Genomic DNA, 15746 nt, shown 5'->3' with positions numbered 1-15746 from the left:
CGGCATGACAGCGAGTTCCCGCGGGCCGGCCGAGAGGCCGGCCCGCGTCGTGACCAGGACCATCAAGGACGGGGTACGCCGTACCGTCCTGCCCAGCGGTCTGCGCATCCTCACCGAGCACATCCCCACCGCGCACAGCGTCGCGCTCGGGGTGTGGGTCGGCATCGGCTCGCGCGACGAGGCTCCGGCGATGTCCGGCGCCTCCCATTTCCTCGAACACCTGCTGTTCAAGGGCACCCACAAGCGCACCGCGCTGGACATCTCGGCCCAGATCGAGGCGGTCGGTGGCGAGACGAACGCCTTCACCACGAAGGAGTACACCTGCTACTACGCGCGGGTGCTCGACGCCGACCTGCCGCTGGCGGTGGATGTGCTCTGTGACGCGGTCGCCGACTCGGTGCTGCACCCGGCCGACGTGGAGACCGAACGCGCGGTGATCCTCGAAGAGATCGCCATGCACGACGACGAGCCCGGCGACGAGGTGCACGACGTCTTCACCGAGGCGATCTACGGCAACCACCCGCTCGGCCGCCCCATCTCGGGCACGGTCGACTCCATCTCGCCGATGACCCGGTCCACGATCAACGGCTTCTACCGGCGCCGGTACACCCCGCCGCAGATCGTGATCGCCGCTGCGGGCAACCTCGACCACGCGGCCGTGGTCCGGCTGGTCCGCAAGGCCCTGGCCGGGACCCCGCTGGACACCCCGCCGGCCCCGCCCGCCCTGTGCCGTCCCGCCGAGCACCGGGTGCGCACCCAGCGGGCGCACACCGTGGTCCGCAACCGGGACACCGAGCAGGCCCACATGGTGCTGGGCTGTCCCGGGATCGGGCGGCGAGACGAGCGCCGGTTCGCCCTGGGGATCCTCAACAACGTGCTCGGCGGCGGCATGTCCAGCCGACTGTTCCAGGAGATCCGGGAGAAGCGCGGCCTCGCGTACTCGGTCTTCTCCTACGGCAGCCAGTACGCCGACGCCGGAGTGTTCGGGGTCTACGCCGGCTGCGCCCCCGGCAAGGCCGAGGAGGTGCTGGACCTGGTCCGCGCCGAGCTGGCGGAGGTCGCCGCGAAGGGGATCACCCCCGAGGAGGTCTCGCGCGGCAAGGGCATGGTCAAGGGCTCGTACGTGCTGGGCCTGGAGGACACCGGGTCCCGGATGAGCCGGATCGCGAAGTCCGAGCTGCTCTACGGCGACCTGCTCACGGTCTCCGAACTGCTGGCCCGCGTCGATGCCGTGACCCTCGACGAGATCAACGAACTGGCCGATGAGCTGCTCAACCGGCCCATGTCGCTGGCCGTGGTCGGGCCGTTCGACGAGTCGGCGTTCCCGGGCGCGGGCCGCTAGCCTGGTCGGCGATGACCTCCACCCTGGCACCCGAGCAGCCCCCCGCCCCGCCGCCCGCCCGATCTGACCGGCACCGGCGGCGGGTCGTCGGCATGTTGATCTGGGCCGCCGCGTTCGCGGTCGGGACCTGGTTCATCGGGGTGCCCACCAGCGACCCGCTGATCGCGTTCGGCTGGCTGTGGCTGGCCACGATCGCCTGGCGCAACGAGCTGCCCTGGCGGCAGCACCTGCTGTTCCTGCGCGACTGGCTGCCGATCGCGTTGCTGCTGGTCGGCTACAACATCTCCCGCGGGTACGCCGACAAGCTGTTCGCCCCGCACGTCACCGAGCTGATCCACGCGGACACGACGATGTTCGGGGTCCTGCCGACGGTGTGGCTCCAGCAACACCTCTACCAGCCCGGCGCGGTGCAGTGGTGGGAGGTGCTGGTCTCGCTGGTCTACGTCTCGCACTTCCTGACCGTGCCGACCGTGGCGGTCGTGCTGTGGGTACGCTCGCGCCCGCAGTGGGCCCGCTACATGCGTCGCTGGTTCACCCTCAGCCTCGCGGGGCTGATCACGTACTTCCTGTATCCCGCCGCCCCACCGTGGTGGGCCGCGAAGTTCGGCTTCATCGCCGAACCGGTGGCGCGCGTCTCCACGAACGGGTGGAACGCGGTCGGGCTGCACAGCGCGGGCAACACCCTCAACGCGTTGCAGGTGGAGGCGTCGAATCCGGTCGCCGCGATGCCGTCGCTGCACACCGCGTACGCGCTGATGGCGGTCGCGTTCTTCCTGCCGGTGGTGCGCCGCCGGTGGTGGCCGCTGCTGCTGGCGTACCCGCTGGCCATGACGTTCACGCTGGTGTATTCGGGGGAGCACTACGTGATCGATGTGCTGGTGGGCTGGGCGTACGTGGGGGCGACGTTCCTCGGGGTCGGCCTCGCGGAGCGCTGGTGGCGTGCCCGCAGGCGGGTACCGTCAGCCGACGCCTGAATTCAGGTGGGTAAGTTGTCCGGCGTGACTGACGCGCGTGAACCGATCCGGGTCGGCGTCCTCGGGGCCCGCGGCCGCATGGGGCTCGAGGTGTGCAAGGCCGTCGACGCGGCCGACGACATGGAGCTCGTGGCCATGGTCGGCGGGGGCGACTGGCTGTCCAACGCCGCGGACGCGGGCGCCCAGGTGCTTGTCGACTTCACCAAGCCCGACGTCGTCATGGACAACGTGCACTGGGCGGTCGACCAGGGCATCAACATGGTCGTGGGCACGACCGGCTTCACCGAGAAGCGGCTCGAGCGGGTGCGCGGCTGGCTGTCCCACAAGCCCGGCGTGGGGGTGATCGTCGCGCCGAACTTCGGCATCGGCGCGATCCTCATGATGCAGTTCGCGGCGCGCGCGGCCCGGTACTTCGAGTCCGCCGAGATCATCGAGCTGCACCACCCGCGCAAGCTGGACGCGCCCAGCGGCACTGCCGGGCACACCGCGCGGCGGATCGCCGCGGCGCGCGCCGAGGCCGGGCTGGGCCCGATGCCGGACGCGACCTCCGAGGAGCTGCCCGGTGCGCGGGGCGCGGACATCGACGGGGTGCGCGTGCACGCCGTGCGGTCCGCGGGCCTGATCGCCCACCAGGAGGTTCTCTTCGGTACGCAGGGGGAGACGCTCACCATCCGGCACGACTCCCTGGACCGCTCCTCGTTCATGCCCGGGGTGCTGCTGGCAGTGCGCGCGGTGCTGAGCCGCCCCGGCCTGACCGTGGGCATCGACGACCTGCTGGACTGATCTTTCGGCCCCTCAGTCGAGGGCGACGTGCAGCCGTAGCTGCGGCACCAGCATGTCCTCCACGTCGAGCGCGCGGGCGGCGCCGTCCGGCTCCCAGCCCGCGCCGCCGAGGAACTTGCGGGTCGCCTGGTCACTGTCGTAGGCCCAGGCCACGGCAGCCGAGAAGCCGTCCGTGCGCCAGGTGTCGACGCTGGCCGCCAGCAGCCGGCTGCCGTGCCCGCGCCGCCCCCAGCGCGGCTCCACGAGCAGCTCGGTGACCGCCGCGACGCCCTCGGCCAGCGGCGGCTCCTCCGGCGCCAGCGCCTGCTCGTCGGCGGGACCCGACGCGGTGAACCCGACCAGGCAGGTGGCGGAGTCGCTCTGCTCCATCGCCACCAGGACGCGGTGCCGCGGTGACGGGGCCGTGGTGATCGCCTCCTGCCAGCCCGCCGCCAGATCCTCCTCGGTCAGCGCGGCCAGCACGTGCGCGGGCACCATCCGCCGGTACGCCGTGCGCCACGTGGCGAGCTGGATCCGGGCGATCTCGTTGGCGTCCTCGGGACGCGCGGGACGGACGAAGCCGAGTGCCATGCGGGGCAGCCTAGTTCTCAGGGCAGCGGGGCCGCGTACCGGACCTCGGCCAGTGGCGTTGCGCTGTCCCGCGGGGTGTAGAAGTCCTGGGCGCCGTCGCAGGTCAGGCCCGCGTGTTCGTAGAAGCGGCGGGCGCGCTCGTTGTCCGCCAGCACCCAGAGCCGCATCTCACGGGCTCCGGCCGCGGTCAGCCCGGCCCGGGCCGCTCCGATCAGTTCCCGGCCCGCACCTGCGCGCCACCGTCCGGGCTCCACGTAGATCGCGTAGATCTCGCCGATCGCGGCGTCGTACTCCTGGGTCTCGTGCGACCGGTACGGGCCGAACGAGACGAATCCGGCGATCTCCCCGTCGTCGGCGACCACGGTCCGGGCTCCGGGCGGGGCCGCCATGGTCCGCCGCCGCTGCGCGAAGTCGGCCGGATCGAGCGCGTCCAGGACGTCGGCGGGCACGATCCCGGCGTATCCGGCCTGCCAGGCGCGTACGTGCAGGGCGGCGACCGGGTCGATGTCGGCGTCGGTGAGCTCCCGCAGGACCAGCATGTCCCCGTTGTAGCCCGTCCGGGGTGGCCGGGGCGACCGAAATTGTCGGAGGTGGCGGCTAGCGTCCGCATCGATGGACACGATCACGGCCGCCGAGGCCCGGCGGATCGCGCTGGCGGCACAGGGCTTCACCGACCGCACCCCCGGCGGGGTGCCGGACATGCGACACCTGCGCCGGGTGCTGCGCCGTCTGCATCTGCTCCAGATGGACTCGGTCAACGTCCTGCAACGCGCGCACTACCTGCCGCTTTACAGCCGGCTGGGCCCCTATCCGACAACCCTGCTGGAGCGGGCGGCGTATCGGCGCCCCCGCGAGCTGTTCGAGTTCTGGGGCCATGAGGCGTCGTTGATCACGGTCGACCTGCAGCCGCTGTTCCGGTGGCGGATGGCCGACGCCCAGGCGTATGCGTGGGGCAGCATGACCCGGGTGGTGCGCGAGCAGCCCGACCTCGTGGCGTGGGTGCTCGACGAGGTGCGCGACCGTGGCCCGCTCACCGCCGCCGAGATCGAGCACGACACCCCCCGTGACAAGAGCCACTGGGGGTGGAACTGGTCCGTGGTCAAGCAGGCGCTGGAGTGGCTGTTCTACACCGGTGCGGTCACCGCGGCCGACCGGACGAGTTCGTTCGCCCGCCGTTACGACCTGCCCGAGCGGGTGCTGCCCCGCGCCGTGCTGGACGCGCCCACCCCCGCTCCTGCCGAGGCGTTCCGGGCGCTGGTGGAGCTGTCCGCGCGGGCCCTGGGCGTGGCCGCCGAGACGGAGCTGCGCGATTACTTCCGGCTGCCGGTGGCGGGGTTCAAACCGGCGCTGGCCGAGCTCGTCGAGGCGGGGGTGCTGCAGCCGGTCCGGGTGCACGGCTGGAAGCCGGTGGCATATCTGCACCGCGATGCCCGGCTGCCCCGGCGGGTGCACGCCGCGACGCTGGTCAGCCCGTTCGATCCACTGATCTGGGAGCGCGGGCGCACGCAGCGGTTGTTCGACCTGAACTACCGGATCGAGATCTACGTCCCGGCCGCCCAGCGGCAACACGGGTATTACGTGCTGCCGTTCCTGCTCGGGGACCGCTTCGCCGCGCGGGTGGACCTGAAGGCGGACCGCAAGGCGGGTGTGCTGCAGATCCCGGCCGCGTGGCTGGAGCCGGGCGGGGACCCCGCCGAGACCGCCGTCGCCCTGGCCGGGGAGTTACGCCGCCTCGCGGCCTGGCTGGGGTTGGAGTCCATCGCCAAGCCGGAGCGCGGCGACCTGGCGGACGCCCTGTCGGCGGTGCTGCTCGGCGGTGCCCCGGGTGTACCGTGACCGCCATGAGCAGCGTGACCGAGCCCGGAGTCGCCACAGGCGAACCCCCCGCCTGGGCGTCGGCCCCCGCCGGGCCTCCCGCGCCGCAGCAGGACAGGTTCACCCGCTTCCTGCAGCGCCGGTGGCGCGAGTCACCGGTCTGGGCCGCGCCGGTCGCGGTGCTGGCCTGCATGGGTGGGGCGGTCGGTTACACGCTGGCGGTCCACCCCACCGAGGTGGATGCCGGTGCCGTGCCCACCTGCCTGCTCAAATACACCACGGGCTTCCTCTGCCCGGGCTGCGGTGGCACCCGCGCGGCGTGGTATCTGCTGCACGGCGACCTGCCGGCGGCGGCCCGCCACCACGCGCTGTTCGTCTTCGCGGTGCCCTTCCTGCTGTACATGTACGTCGCGTGGGCCGGGCGGCGACTGTTCGGCTGGCGCCTGCCCCAGCTGCGGCTCAGCCCCACGGTGCTCGGCGTCTTCATCGCGGTCTGGGGAGTCTTCTCCGTGCTGCGCAACCTGCCCTGGGCGCCCTTCACCTCGCTGTACGTCTGAGCCGTGGGGATATGTCCGAGCCGCGGCCTCCTCGGCGGGGCCGGGCTCGCGGTGCCCGTGCCGAGGCACCCCGCCGGGCCCGGCTGAGGCGTGGCGCGCTGAAGGTTGACCCGAGTCGGATCTTGGATCGCCGCCGTTTAGAGTCTGACGGAACCCGTCGCTGATTGGAGCGCCCCCCGTGCCGGAAATCGTCTCGCCGCAGGTCAAGCTCATCGCCTGGACCCACTTCGAGGCCCCGGAGGATGTCGCCTGGAGCACGGACGCCGACGGCGGGCAGGCGCTCGCCGAGTTCGCCGGCCGGGCCTGCTACCAGTCCTGGCGCAAGCCGAACCCGGCGACCGCCACCAACGCGGGCTACCTGGCGCACATCCTCGAGGTCGGGCACCTGTCGGTTCTCGAGCACGGCACGGTGTCCTTCTACTTCTCCGGGGTGTCCCGCTCCTTCACCCACGAGCTGATCCGCCACCGGCACTTCTCGTACTCGCAGCTCTCGCAGCGGTACGTGCCCGAGCGGGAGGCCGCCATGGTCGAGCCCGCGGTGATCGCGGACGACCCGGAGCTGCACAAGAAGTTCGTGGCCGCCGCCGACGCCAGCCTGCAGGCGTACAACGAGCTGCTGGAGGGGCTGGAGCAGCGCTTCGCCGACGAGCCCAACCCGACCCTGCGGCGCAAGCAGGCCCGCCAGGCCGCCCGGGCGATCCTGCCCAACGCGACCGAGACCCGCATCGTCGTCTCCGGCAACTACCGCGCCTGGCGGCACTTCGTCGCGATGCGGGCCACCGAGCACGCGGACGTGGAGATCCGTGAGCTGGCGATCGAGTGCCTGCGCCAGCTCCAGCAGGTCGCACCGAACGTGTTCGCCGACTTTGTGATCTCCACCCTGCCCGACGGCTCGGAGGTCGCCGCGAGCCCGTACGCGGCCCAGGGCTGACCCGGCGCCCGCGGGCGCGCCGTCGGCCGGGCCGACGCCCGGGGCGGTCCTGCGGCGTTGCCGCCCCGAAGGCGATCTCCTGCCCGGGTGGGTCCCCGCAAGGGTCGAGGTCCCGGCACGCCTGCCGGGCCGTCCGATAGGTTGGGGGTATGACGCACGACCCCGCGCGCCCCTTCGGGCGGCTGTTGACGGCCATGGTCACCCCGTTCGCCGCGGACGGCTCCCTCGACGTGGACGGTGCGGCGAAGCTGGCGGCGTACCTGGTGGACGAGCAGCGCAACGACGCTCTGGTGATCAGCGGGACGACGGGCGAGTCGCCGACCACCACGGACGCCGAGAAGGACACCCTGCTGAGGGCGGTCGTGGAGGCGGTCGGCGACCGGGCCCAGGTCGTCGCGGGCGTGGGCACGAACAACACCGCCCACACGATCGAGCTGGCCCGCGCCGCCGAGAAGGCCGGGGCGCACGGACTGCTGGTCGTGGCGCCGTACTACAACAAGCCGCCGCAGGCGGGCGTCGCCCGGCACCTGCTGGCGGTGGCCGACGCGGCCGGGCTGCCCGTGATGGTCTACGACATCCCGCACCGTGCGGGTATCGCCATCGCCACCGAGACGATGTGCCGCATCGCGGAGCACGAGCGGATCGTCGCGGTCAAGGACGCCAAGGGCGACCTCGCCGCGAGCTCGTGGGTCCTCGCCCGCACCGACCTGGCCTACTACTCCGGCGACGACGCCACCACCCTGCCGCTGCTCGCGGTCGGCGGGATCGGCCTGGTCGGCACGTCGACGCACTTCACCGGCGCGCAGGCCCAGGAGATGATCCGGGCCTACGAGCGCGGTGACGTCGCCACCGCGCTGGCGGTGCACCAGCGGATGCTGCCGATGTTCACCGGAATCTTCCGGTCCCCGGGCACCATCCTGGTGAAGGCCGGGCTGACGGTGCGCGGGCTGCCCGCCGGACCGGTCCGCTCGCCGCTGGTCGACGCCAGCCGGGCCGAAACCGACCAGCTGATCTCCGACGCCGCGGCGGCCGGACTACCCCTCGCCCCCGACACCACTGAGGAAACTGCGTGAGCCACGCGCACCAGGAACTCGAACCACCCCCGCCGCTGCCCGAGGGCGCGCTGCGGGTGATCCCGCTGGGCGGCCTCGGCGCCATCGGCCGCAACATGACGGTCTTCGAGTACGACGGCAAGCTGCTCATCGTCGACTGCGGGGTGCTCTTCCCCGACGTGGAGCAGCCCGGCGTCGACCTGATCCTGCCGGACTTCACCCCGATCCTGGACCGGCTCGACGACGTCCAGGCGATCGTGCTCACGCACGGTCACGAAGATCACATCGGGGCGGTGCCGTACCTGCTGGCCCACAAGCCGGACATTCCGTTGGTCGGCTCGGAGTTCACGCTGGCGCTGGTCGAGGCGAAGCTGGCCGAGCGGCGGCTGGACCCGTACACGTTGACCGTGAAGGAGGGGCGCCGCGAACGCCTCGGACCGTTCGAGTGCGAGTTCTTCGCGGTCAACCACTCCATCCCGGACGCCCTCGCGGTGGCCGTGCGCACCCCGGCGGGCCTGATCCTGCACACCGGCGACTTCAAGATGGACCAGGTGCCGCTGGACGGCCGGATCACCGACCTGGCCGGCTTCGCCCGGCTCGGCGCCGAGGGTGTCGACCTGCTGCTCTCGGACTCGACCAACGCCGAGATCCCCGGTTTCGTGACCCCGGAACGCGACATCGGGCCGGTGATCGGCGCGATCTTCGGCAAGGCGCGCGGCCGCATCATCGTGGCCAGTTTCGCCTCCCACGTGCACCGGGTGCAGCAGGTGCTGGACGCCGCGTACGAATACGACCGCAAGGTCGCCCTGATCGGCCGCTCCATGGTGCGCAACATGGGCATCGCCCGCGAGCTGGGCCTGCTGCACATCCCCGACGGCCTGATGGTCAGCCTGGACGAGGCCACCACCCTGCCCCCCGACGAGATCGTCTTCATGTCGACGGGCTCGCAGGGCGAGCCGATGAGCGCCCTGGGCCGCATGTCCACCGGCGACCACCGGCACATCACCATCGAGCCCGGCGACACGGTCGTGCTGGCCAGTTCGCTGGTGCCCGGCAACGAGACCTCGGTCTACCGGGTGATCAACCAGCTGGCCCGCGCGGGCGCCACCGTGGTGCACAAGGACACCGCCAAGGTGCACGTCTCCGGTCACGCTCCGGCCGGTGAGCTGCTGTACCTGCTCAACGTGGTCCGCCCGAGCAACCTCATGCCGGTGCACGGCGAGTGGCGGCACCTGCGCGCCCACGCCCAGCTCGGCATCGAGTCCGGGGTGGCGCCCGACCGGGTGGTGCTGTGCGAGGACGGCGACGTCGTCGACCTCGTGGAGGGCCATGCCCGCCACGTCGGCCGCCTCAAGAACCGCTACGTGTACGTGGACGGCCTGGCCGTGGGTGACGTCAGCGAATCCCTGCTCACGGAGCGCCGGATCCTCGGCGACGGCGGGTTCATCTCGGCCACCGTCGTGATCGACTCGGTCACCGGCAAGGTGGTGGGCGAGCCGACCGTGGCGGCCAAGGGCTTCTCCGAGGACCCGCAGGCGTTCAACGCGGTGCTTCCGCTGCTCACGGCCGCCCTGGACCGGGCCGCGGAGGACGGCATCACGGACACCCACCAGCTGCAGCAGGTGGTCCGCCGCACGGTCGGTCGCTGGGTGAACGACGCGTACCGTCGCCGCCCCATGATCGTGCCCACCGTGGTCGAGGTGTGACGCACCGGCATTGTTTCCGATGAATATCTGATTTCTTCAACCGTTTCGAGCTCCCTTCCGTATCTCGGTGCACGGCGTCGTTCCAACGGCGCGCGAGGCGAGGGGAGTTACGGATGCAGCGGAGAACGGTCGTCGCGATCGCGGCGACGTTGACGGCAGCGGGAGCGGCGGTGGCGTTCACGTTGCCGTCGATGGCGGACACGACCGCGTCGCCCGGTGCCGCGCCGCGCACGACGAGCCGCGTGGCCCCGCAGCTACTGGCCGCAATGAAGCGTGACCTCGGCGTCGACGCCAACCGCGCCACCGCGATGGTCCAGCGGGCGAAGTGGGCCAGCGGGGTGACCGCCCAGCTGCGTACCGAGGCCGGGTCGACGTGGGCGGGTTCGTGGCTCACCGACGGTGGCATGACCCTCAACGTCGCCGTGACCGACGCGCAGATGGCGGCCCGGGCCCGCGCCGCGGGCGCCTCCGCGAAGGTCGTCGACCGCAGCGCGGCCCAGCTCGACGCCGCGAAGAAGGCGCTGGACGCCGCGGCCACCCGCGCGGACAGGGCCCTGCCCGGCTGGTACGTGGACGTGGCCTCGAACAAGATCGCCGTACAGGCGCTGCCGGGCGGGGCAGCCCAGGCCCGCGACCTGGCGGCGGACGCCGGCCTGCCCGCCGACGCGGTGAAGGTCGTCACGACCCGGTCGCGGCCGAAGCCGCTGGCCGACGTCATCGGCGCCCAGCCGTACTTCATCAGCGTCGCCGGGGGCACCGCCCGGTGCTCGATCGGATTCGCGGTCGAGGGCGGCTTCGTCACCGCCGGGCACTGTGGCAAGCGCGGCGACGCCACCGCGGACCTGAACCAGCAGGAGTCGGGCGTGACCGTGGCGTCCGTCTTCCCGGGCAACGCCGACATGGGTGTGGTGCGGGTCGACAACGCCGACACGTTCCAGCCGTTCATCGACGACTTCAACGGCAACGCGCTGCCGGTCGCGGGCAGTTCCGAGGCGCCCGTCGGCGCCGCGGTCTGCCGTTCCGGCTCCACCACCGGGCTGCACTGCGGCACGATCCTGGCCAAGAACCAGACGGTCAACTACCCGGAGGGCGCGGTCACCGGCCTGACCCGCACGGACGCCTGCGCCGAGGGGGGCGACTCGGGCGGACCGTGGCTCACCGGAGACCAGGCCCAGGGCGTGACGTCCGGCGGGTCCGGTGACTGCACGGTCGGCGGCGAGACCTTCTTCCAGCCGGTCAACGAGATCCTCCAGCGCAACGGCGTCACGCTGGTGACGACCGGCGGCGCGGGTGGAGCAGCAGCCCCGCCCGCCCAGGGCGCCGACAACCCGCCGGCCAACGGCGGCGCTGAACAGGGTGGCGCCCAGCAGGGCGGTGACCAGCAGGGCGGTGACCAGCAGGGCGGTGACCAGCAGGGCGGTGACCAGCAGGGCGGTGCCCAGCAAGGCGACCAGCAGGGCGACGGTCAGCAGGCCGGCGACAACGGTCAGCAGGCCGGTGGGCAGCAGGCCGGCGACGGCCAGCAGCAGGCCAACGCCACCGGCCGGCACCGCCGCCACCACCGCCAGAACGGCTGACGCCGCCTCTCGGGACAGCTGCCCGCGTCGGTCTTCCTCCGTCCGACGCGGGCAGCTCCATGTCCCGGCTCGTGGCCGCTGTCGCCGGCCAGGTCAGCCCGGGTGATGTGCGGTCCCGCAGCGTCCGCGCAGGCCGGGCCGGGTGCGAGCCGGCGGCTACCGTTGGTTCGTGGGCTATCGGATCCTCGTCGTCGCTGCGGTGGGCGTGCATTTCGCGTTCCTCGCGTACGGGGTGTTCGGTGGCTTCCTCGCCTGGCGCCGGCCCCGCACCATCTGGCTGCATGCCGCCTGCGCGCTGTGGCTGCTGGCCATCGTGGTGTTCGACGGCCTGTGCCCGCTGACCTGGCTGGAGGATCGCGGCCGGGAGGCACTGGGCGAGCCGCCCAGAGTGGGCGGATTCCTGGACAACCACGTCGCGGGCGTCTTCTACCCGCACGGCCACGAGGCCGCCGCCCGGCTCGTCGTGGCGCTGATCGTGCTCACCTCGTGGGTCGGCCTGGGCGTGCGGCTGGCCCGCCGCCGGGCCGCGCAGTCCGCCGTCGATGCCCCGGCCGTGCGTGACGAAAGTGAATGCCGGTCACGGTGAGCCTGCTGGGCACACCTGCGCGCTGCCGTTACGGTGGCTGACATGGCGGGCCGTACTCCTCCGGCGAGCCGGGGCCGCGCCGCGTCCACCCCACGCGGTGCCGCTGGCGCGCGCCAACCGGCCGCCCGCAAGACCGCCGCCCGTAAGACCCCGGCCCGCAAGACCGCGGCCGCCGGCAAGGGCCGGACCGCGTCCCGCTCCCGCAGCACGGCCCGCCGCCCCAGCGTCGGCGCGGCGCTCGCCACCGGGGTCGGGAAGGGCTTCGCCGCCCTGTGGATGGGAGTGGCGCACGGGGTCGGCTGGGCGGCCCGGGGCGTCGGCCGCCAGGCCGCCACCGCCCGCGACATCGACCCCGAGCACCGCCGCGACGGCGCGGGCCTGCTGCTGCTGGGCCTCGCGATCCTGGTCGGCGTCGCGGTGTGGGCGGACAGCGCCGGTCCGGTCGGTGCCCGCCTCGCCGACGCGGTACGCCTGTTCTTCGGCGGCCTCGCCGCCCTGCTGCCCCTGCTGCTGCTGTACGGCGCGGTCCGGTTGATGCGCCAGCCCGCCGACCCCGAACACCGGGGCCGTTCCCTGGTCGGATGGGGCGCGCTGCTCATGGCGACCGCGAGCCTGCTGCACATCGCCCGGGAGCCCGTCGACGACGTCGGCATCACCAAGGCGGGCGGCCTGCTCGGGTACGGCGTCGGCGCCCTGCTGGAACGCGCGGTGACCGCGTGGGTCGCCGTACCGTTGCTGATCCTGCTCTTCCTGTTCGGCCTGCTGGTGATCACCGCGACGCCGATCAGCCGCATTCCCGAACGCCTGATGCTGCTGGCCGACATGATCCTGGGCCGCTCTCCCGCCCCGGAGCTGCGACCGGAGGACGCCGAGCCCGGCCTGGAGTCCGACGAGGACGGCGGTGCGCCGGTGAAACCGAGGCGCCCCGCGCGGCGCCGCCAGGGTTCCCTGGCCGACCTGGGTCTCGGTCCGGAGGAGACGGACGGCGACGACGATCCGATCGTGCACGACACGGTCGCGCTGCCGCGCGGCGGGAAGCTGCCCGCCAGCCGCAAGGCCCCGGAGCCGCCGGAGCACTCGCCGGTACCGCCGACGCGGGCCGAGCAGCTCGACATCTCCGCGGTGGAGGGCGACTACCGGCTGCCGCCGCCGAAGCTGCTCGGCACGGGTCCGGCGGCGAAGACGCGCAGCCGCGCCAACGACGAGATCATGGCTGCGCTGACCGGGGTGTTCGACCAGTTCAACATCGACGCGGCGGTCACCGGGTTCACCCGGGGCCCGACGGTCACCCGGTACGAGGTCGAGGTCGGCCCGGGCGTCAAGGTCGAGCGGATCACCCAGCTGTCGCGCAACATCGCGTACGCGGTGAAGTCCCCGGATGTGCGGATCCTCAGCCCGATCCCGGGGAAGAGCGCGGTCGGCGTGGAGATCCCCAACACCGACCCGGAGAATGTCGCGCTCGGTGACGTGCTGCGTTCGCGCGCCGCCACCGCGGACCACCACCCGATGCTGGTCGCACTCGGCAAGGACATCGAGGGCGGCTTCGTGGTCGCGAACCTCGCCAAGATGCCGCACATCCTCATCGCGGGTGCCACCGGGGCGGGCAAGTCCTCCTGCCTGAACTCTCTGCTCGTGTCGCTGCTGACCCGGGCCACGCCGGACGAGGTGCGGCTGCTGCTGGTCGACCCCAAGCGGGTCGAGATGACCGCGTACGAGGGCATCCCGCACCTGGTCACCCCGATCGTGACCAACCCGAAGAAGGCGGCCGACGCCCTCGACTGGGTCGTGCGCGAGATGGACATGCGCTACGACGACCTCGCCGCCAACGGGGTCCGGCACATCGACGACTTCAACCGCAAGGTACGCACCGGCGAGATCACCGCACCGCCGGGCAGCGAACGGGTCATGAAGCCGTACCCGTATCTGCTGGTGATCGTGGATGAGCTGGCCGACCTCATGATGGTCGCCCCGCGCGACGTCGAGGACTCGGTGGTGCGCATCACCCAGCTGGCCCGGGCCGCCGGCATCCACCTGGTGCTCGCGACCCAGCGGCCCTCGGTCGACGTGGTCACCGGCCTGATCAAGGCGAACGTGCCGTCCCGGCTGGCGTTCGCGACCAGCTCTCTGGCGGACTCCCGGGTCATCCTGGACCAGCCCGGCGCGGAGAAGCTGCTCGGCCGCGGCGACGGCCTGTTCCTGCCGATGGGCGCGTCCAAGCCGATCCGCATCCAGGGCGCGTGGGTGGACGAGAAGGAGATCGCCTCCGTCGTCAAGTTCTGCAAGGACCAGCGGGAGCCGGAGTTCCGGCCGGACGTGACCGCCGCGCCGCCGGACAAGAAAAAGGAGATCGACGAGGAGATCGGCGACGACCTGGAGGTGCTGATCCAGGCGATCGAGCTGGTCGTCACGTCGCAGTTCGGCTCCACCTCGATGCTGCAGCGCAAACTGCGGGTCGGCTTCGCCAAGGCGGGCCGGTTGATGGATCTCATGGAGACCCGGGGCATCGTCGGGCCCTCCGAGGGTTCGAAGGCCCGCGACGTGCTGGTGAAGCCGGACGAGCTGGAGGAGACCCTCGCCGCGCTACGCGTCGACTAGCTCCTCGGTGTTGCGCCGTTGCGCCGGAATGGTGAGCGGCGGGGCGGCCCGCACATCAGCCAGCAGCGCGTGCCCGGTGATCAGCAGCGCCGCGAACATGAAGGCGGCGAGGACCTTGAGATCCACGAACGGGCCGTGCCGGGTGTCGAAGAACAGGAACGGCAGGTACGACGGCAACGAGGCCACCTGCACCAGCAGCGGCACGAACCACAGCCGCGGCCGGAGGAACGCCAGCACCACGGTCAGCACGTCCGCCAGGTAGAAGTAACGCTCGTGCATGCCGGGCAGCAGCCACGGCACCACCATCGCGAAGAACGCCGCCGCCGTGACGATCCGCGCGGCATCCAGCCGGGCCCGGGTGGCCACCAGGATCCAGCAGACGCCGGTGACCACGGCGGCCGCGAACACGTCGCCGAGTGCCCGTACCGCGGGAAGGCGGGTGGTCACCGGCAGGAACGCGTACACGGACGCGGCGCTGGAGGTCAGCGCGGACACCCACGGGGCCTGCCGGGCCGGGCTGTACAGGGTCAGCAGGTCGACCGGATCGCGACCCAGCAGCATCGCGGGCAGGTCCAGGACCACCAGCACCGCGGGTACGGCCAGCAGGGTCCGCCACGGCAGCCGCCCCGCCAGGGCCAGCAGTCCGAGCAGCGGGAACAGGAAGATCGCCTGCGGTTTGCAGGCCAGCGCCACCGCGCACAGCGACACGCCCCACCACGGCCGCCCGCGCAACAGGTAGTACACCCCACCGAGGCCGAAAGCGCCCCAGATCGCGTCACACTGCCCGTAGAACGAGCTGTTGATCACCACGGTGGGCAGGAACGCCATCACGAACGCGGCCAGCAGCGGGACCCGCCAGCCGGGGTGGCGCAGGGCCACGATCCGGTACGTGAACAAGACCAGCAGCGCGTCGAACACCAGCCACATCGCCTTGGCCTTGATCACCAGCGGGCCGGGCACGTACGTCAGCAGCGCCAGCAGGTACAGCACCGGCGCGTTGTAGTTACCGATCGGCTCGCCCAGCCCGCGCAGGCCCCCGGCCGCCTGGAGTTTGGCGTACCAGACCGCGAAGATCCGCATGTCCGGCGTGTACTCGTGGCGGCCCACCGCCCGCACGGCAAGTGCCAACCCCGCGAGGACCGCGATGAGCAGCAACTCCGCCGGTGGCACGGCCCGCAGCCGCCGTACCCGTTCGCGCAGCATCGATCTCCCTCGTCGCCCATTGCCGGCGGCGACGGTAACCGGCCGCGCTGAACAC

Annotated in this window: 14 protein-coding genes; 11 read left to right on the top strand and 3 right to left on the bottom strand. The window is 72.2% G+C overall.

What is annotated here, in order from left to right; genetic code table 11:
• The first annotated feature begins 4 nt into the window (after window positions 1-4).
• The 3 genes from ACMCNO_RS28125 to dapB are packed head-to-tail and all read left to right on the top strand — an operon-like array spanning window position 5 to window position 3099.
• Window positions 5-1342, top strand: coding sequence for a M16 family metallopeptidase (locus ACMCNO_RS28125; protein WP_412752460.1), 1338 nt, complete (start codon window positions 5-7; stop codon window positions 1340-1342).
• Between the two features lie 11 nt (window positions 1343-1353).
• Complete coding sequence (locus ACMCNO_RS28120; protein WP_412752459.1) at window positions 1354-2316, top strand: phosphatase PAP2 family protein; 963 nt, start codon at window positions 1354-1356, stop codon at window positions 2314-2316.
• A 15-nt stretch (window positions 2317-2331) separates the two neighbouring features.
• A complete protein-coding gene (dapB, locus tag ACMCNO_RS28115) occupies window positions 2332-3099 on the top strand; it encodes a 4-hydroxy-tetrahydrodipicolinate reductase (protein WP_412752458.1) in 768 nt (255 codons plus the stop codon).
• A 12-nt stretch (window positions 3100-3111) separates the two neighbouring features.
• On the opposite strand, the gene ACMCNO_RS28110 is transcribed toward dapB, so the two are convergent.
• Both ACMCNO_RS28110 and ACMCNO_RS28105 read right to left on the bottom strand, forming a co-directional pair.
• Window positions 3112-3669: an N-acetyltransferase family protein gene (locus ACMCNO_RS28110; RefSeq protein ID WP_412752457.1), complete on the bottom strand. Its 558-nt coding sequence runs from the start codon at window positions 3667-3669 to the stop codon at window positions 3112-3114.
• Window positions 3670-3686: 17 nt separating this feature from the next.
• Window positions 3687-4208: an N-acetyltransferase family protein gene (locus tag ACMCNO_RS28105; protein WP_412752456.1), complete on the bottom strand. Its 522-nt coding sequence runs from the start codon at window positions 4206-4208 to the stop codon at window positions 3687-3689.
• 73 nt (window positions 4209-4281) lie between these two features.
• Between ACMCNO_RS28105 and ACMCNO_RS28100 the strand changes: the two genes are divergently transcribed.
• The 8 genes from ACMCNO_RS28100 (at window position 4282) to ACMCNO_RS28065 (ending at window position 14488) form a co-directional block, all read left to right on the top strand.
• A complete protein-coding gene (locus tag ACMCNO_RS28100; RefSeq protein ID WP_412752455.1) occupies window positions 4282-5505 on the top strand; it encodes a winged helix-turn-helix domain-containing protein in 1224 nt (407 codons plus the stop codon).
• Entirely contained in the window at window positions 5502-6041 is a 540-nt protein-coding gene (locus tag ACMCNO_RS28095; RefSeq protein ID WP_412752454.1) for a DUF2752 domain-containing protein, read from the top strand. The genes ACMCNO_RS28100 and ACMCNO_RS28095 overlap by 4 nt, the downstream gene beginning before the upstream one ends.
• Window positions 6042-6228: 187 nt before the next feature.
• Window positions 6229-6972 carry an FAD-dependent thymidylate synthase gene (gene thyX / locus ACMCNO_RS28090; RefSeq protein ID WP_412753831.1) on the top strand — a complete coding sequence of 248 codons (744 nt, stop codon included), beginning with the start codon at window positions 6229-6231 and terminating at the stop codon, window positions 6970-6972.
• A 149-nt stretch (window positions 6973-7121) separates the two neighbouring features.
• Entirely contained in the window at window positions 7122-8045 is a 924-nt protein-coding gene (dapA, locus tag ACMCNO_RS28085) for a 4-hydroxy-tetrahydrodipicolinate synthase (protein WP_412752453.1), read from the top strand.
• Window positions 8042-9730, top strand: a complete 1689-nt coding sequence (locus ACMCNO_RS28080) for a ribonuclease J (RefSeq protein WP_412752452.1) — start codon at window positions 8042-8044, stop codon at window positions 9728-9730. The genes dapA and ACMCNO_RS28080 overlap by 4 nt, the downstream gene beginning before the upstream one ends.
• Before the next feature lie 113 nt (window positions 9731-9843).
• On the top strand, window positions 9844-11307 hold the full coding sequence (locus ACMCNO_RS28075; protein WP_412752451.1) for a S1 family peptidase: 1464 nt from the start codon (window positions 9844-9846) through the stop codon (window positions 11305-11307).
• A 169-nt stretch (window positions 11308-11476) separates the two neighbouring features.
• The gene (locus tag ACMCNO_RS28070; protein WP_412752450.1) at window positions 11477-11893 is read left to right on the top strand and encodes a DUF2784 domain-containing protein; all 417 of its coding nucleotides are present in this window, start codon (window positions 11477-11479) and stop codon (window positions 11891-11893) included.
• 42 nt (window positions 11894-11935) lie between these two features.
• Complete coding sequence (locus ACMCNO_RS28065; RefSeq protein ID WP_412752449.1) at window positions 11936-14488, top strand: DNA translocase FtsK 4TM domain-containing protein; 2553 nt, start codon at window positions 11936-11938, stop codon at window positions 14486-14488.
• On the opposite strand, the gene ACMCNO_RS28060 is transcribed toward ACMCNO_RS28065, so the two are convergent.
• A complete protein-coding gene (locus ACMCNO_RS28060; protein ID WP_412752448.1) occupies window positions 14474-15691 on the bottom strand; it encodes a hypothetical protein in 1218 nt (405 codons plus the stop codon). The two genes, ACMCNO_RS28065 and ACMCNO_RS28060, sit on opposite strands and share 15 nt — an antisense overlap.
• Window positions 15692-15746: the final 55 nt, after the last annotated feature.

Origin of the sequence: Krasilnikovia sp. M28-CT-15 (assembly GCF_047159595.1) — a bacterium.
GTDB lineage: Bacteria > Actinomycetota > Actinomycetes > Mycobacteriales > Micromonosporaceae > Actinoplanes.
Note: the sequence above shows the minus strand (reverse complement) of the source record. Positions and strands in the feature narration are given on the sequence as shown.

What these genes read in the sequence shown, in the direction of transcription:
- ACMCNO_RS28120 (WP_412752459.1), top strand. Translation starts at nt 1,354, where the DNA reads ATGACCTCCACCCTGGCACCCGAGCAGCCCCCCGCCCCGCCGCCCGCC.
- ACMCNO_RS28100 (WP_412752455.1), top strand. Translation starts at nt 4,282, where the DNA reads ATGGACACGATCACGGCCGCCGAGGCCCGGCGGATCGCGCTGGCGGCA.
- ACMCNO_RS28075 (WP_412752451.1), top strand. Translation starts at nt 9,844, where the DNA reads ATGCAGCGGAGAACGGTCGTCGCGATCGCGGCGACGTTGACGGCAGCG.
- ACMCNO_RS28105 (WP_412752456.1), bottom strand. Translation starts at nt 4,208, where the DNA reads ATGCTGGTCCTGCGGGAGCTCACCGACGCCGACATCGACCCGGTCGCC.
- ACMCNO_RS28060 (WP_412752448.1), bottom strand. Translation starts at nt 15,691, where the DNA reads ATGCTGCGCGAACGGGTACGGCGGCTGCGGGCCGTGCCACCGGCGGAG.
- ACMCNO_RS28110 (WP_412752457.1), bottom strand. Translation starts at nt 3,669, where the DNA reads ATGGCACTCGGCTTCGTCCGTCCCGCGCGTCCCGAGGACGCCAACGAG.
- ACMCNO_RS28065 (WP_412752449.1), top strand. Translation starts at nt 11,936, where the DNA reads ATGGCGGGCCGTACTCCTCCGGCGAGCCGGGGCCGCGCCGCGTCCACC.
- ACMCNO_RS28125 (WP_412752460.1), top strand. Translation starts at nt 5, where the DNA reads ATGACAGCGAGTTCCCGCGGGCCGGCCGAGAGGCCGGCCCGCGTCGTG.
- dapA (WP_412752453.1), top strand. Translation starts at nt 7,122, where the DNA reads ATGACGCACGACCCCGCGCGCCCCTTCGGGCGGCTGTTGACGGCCATG.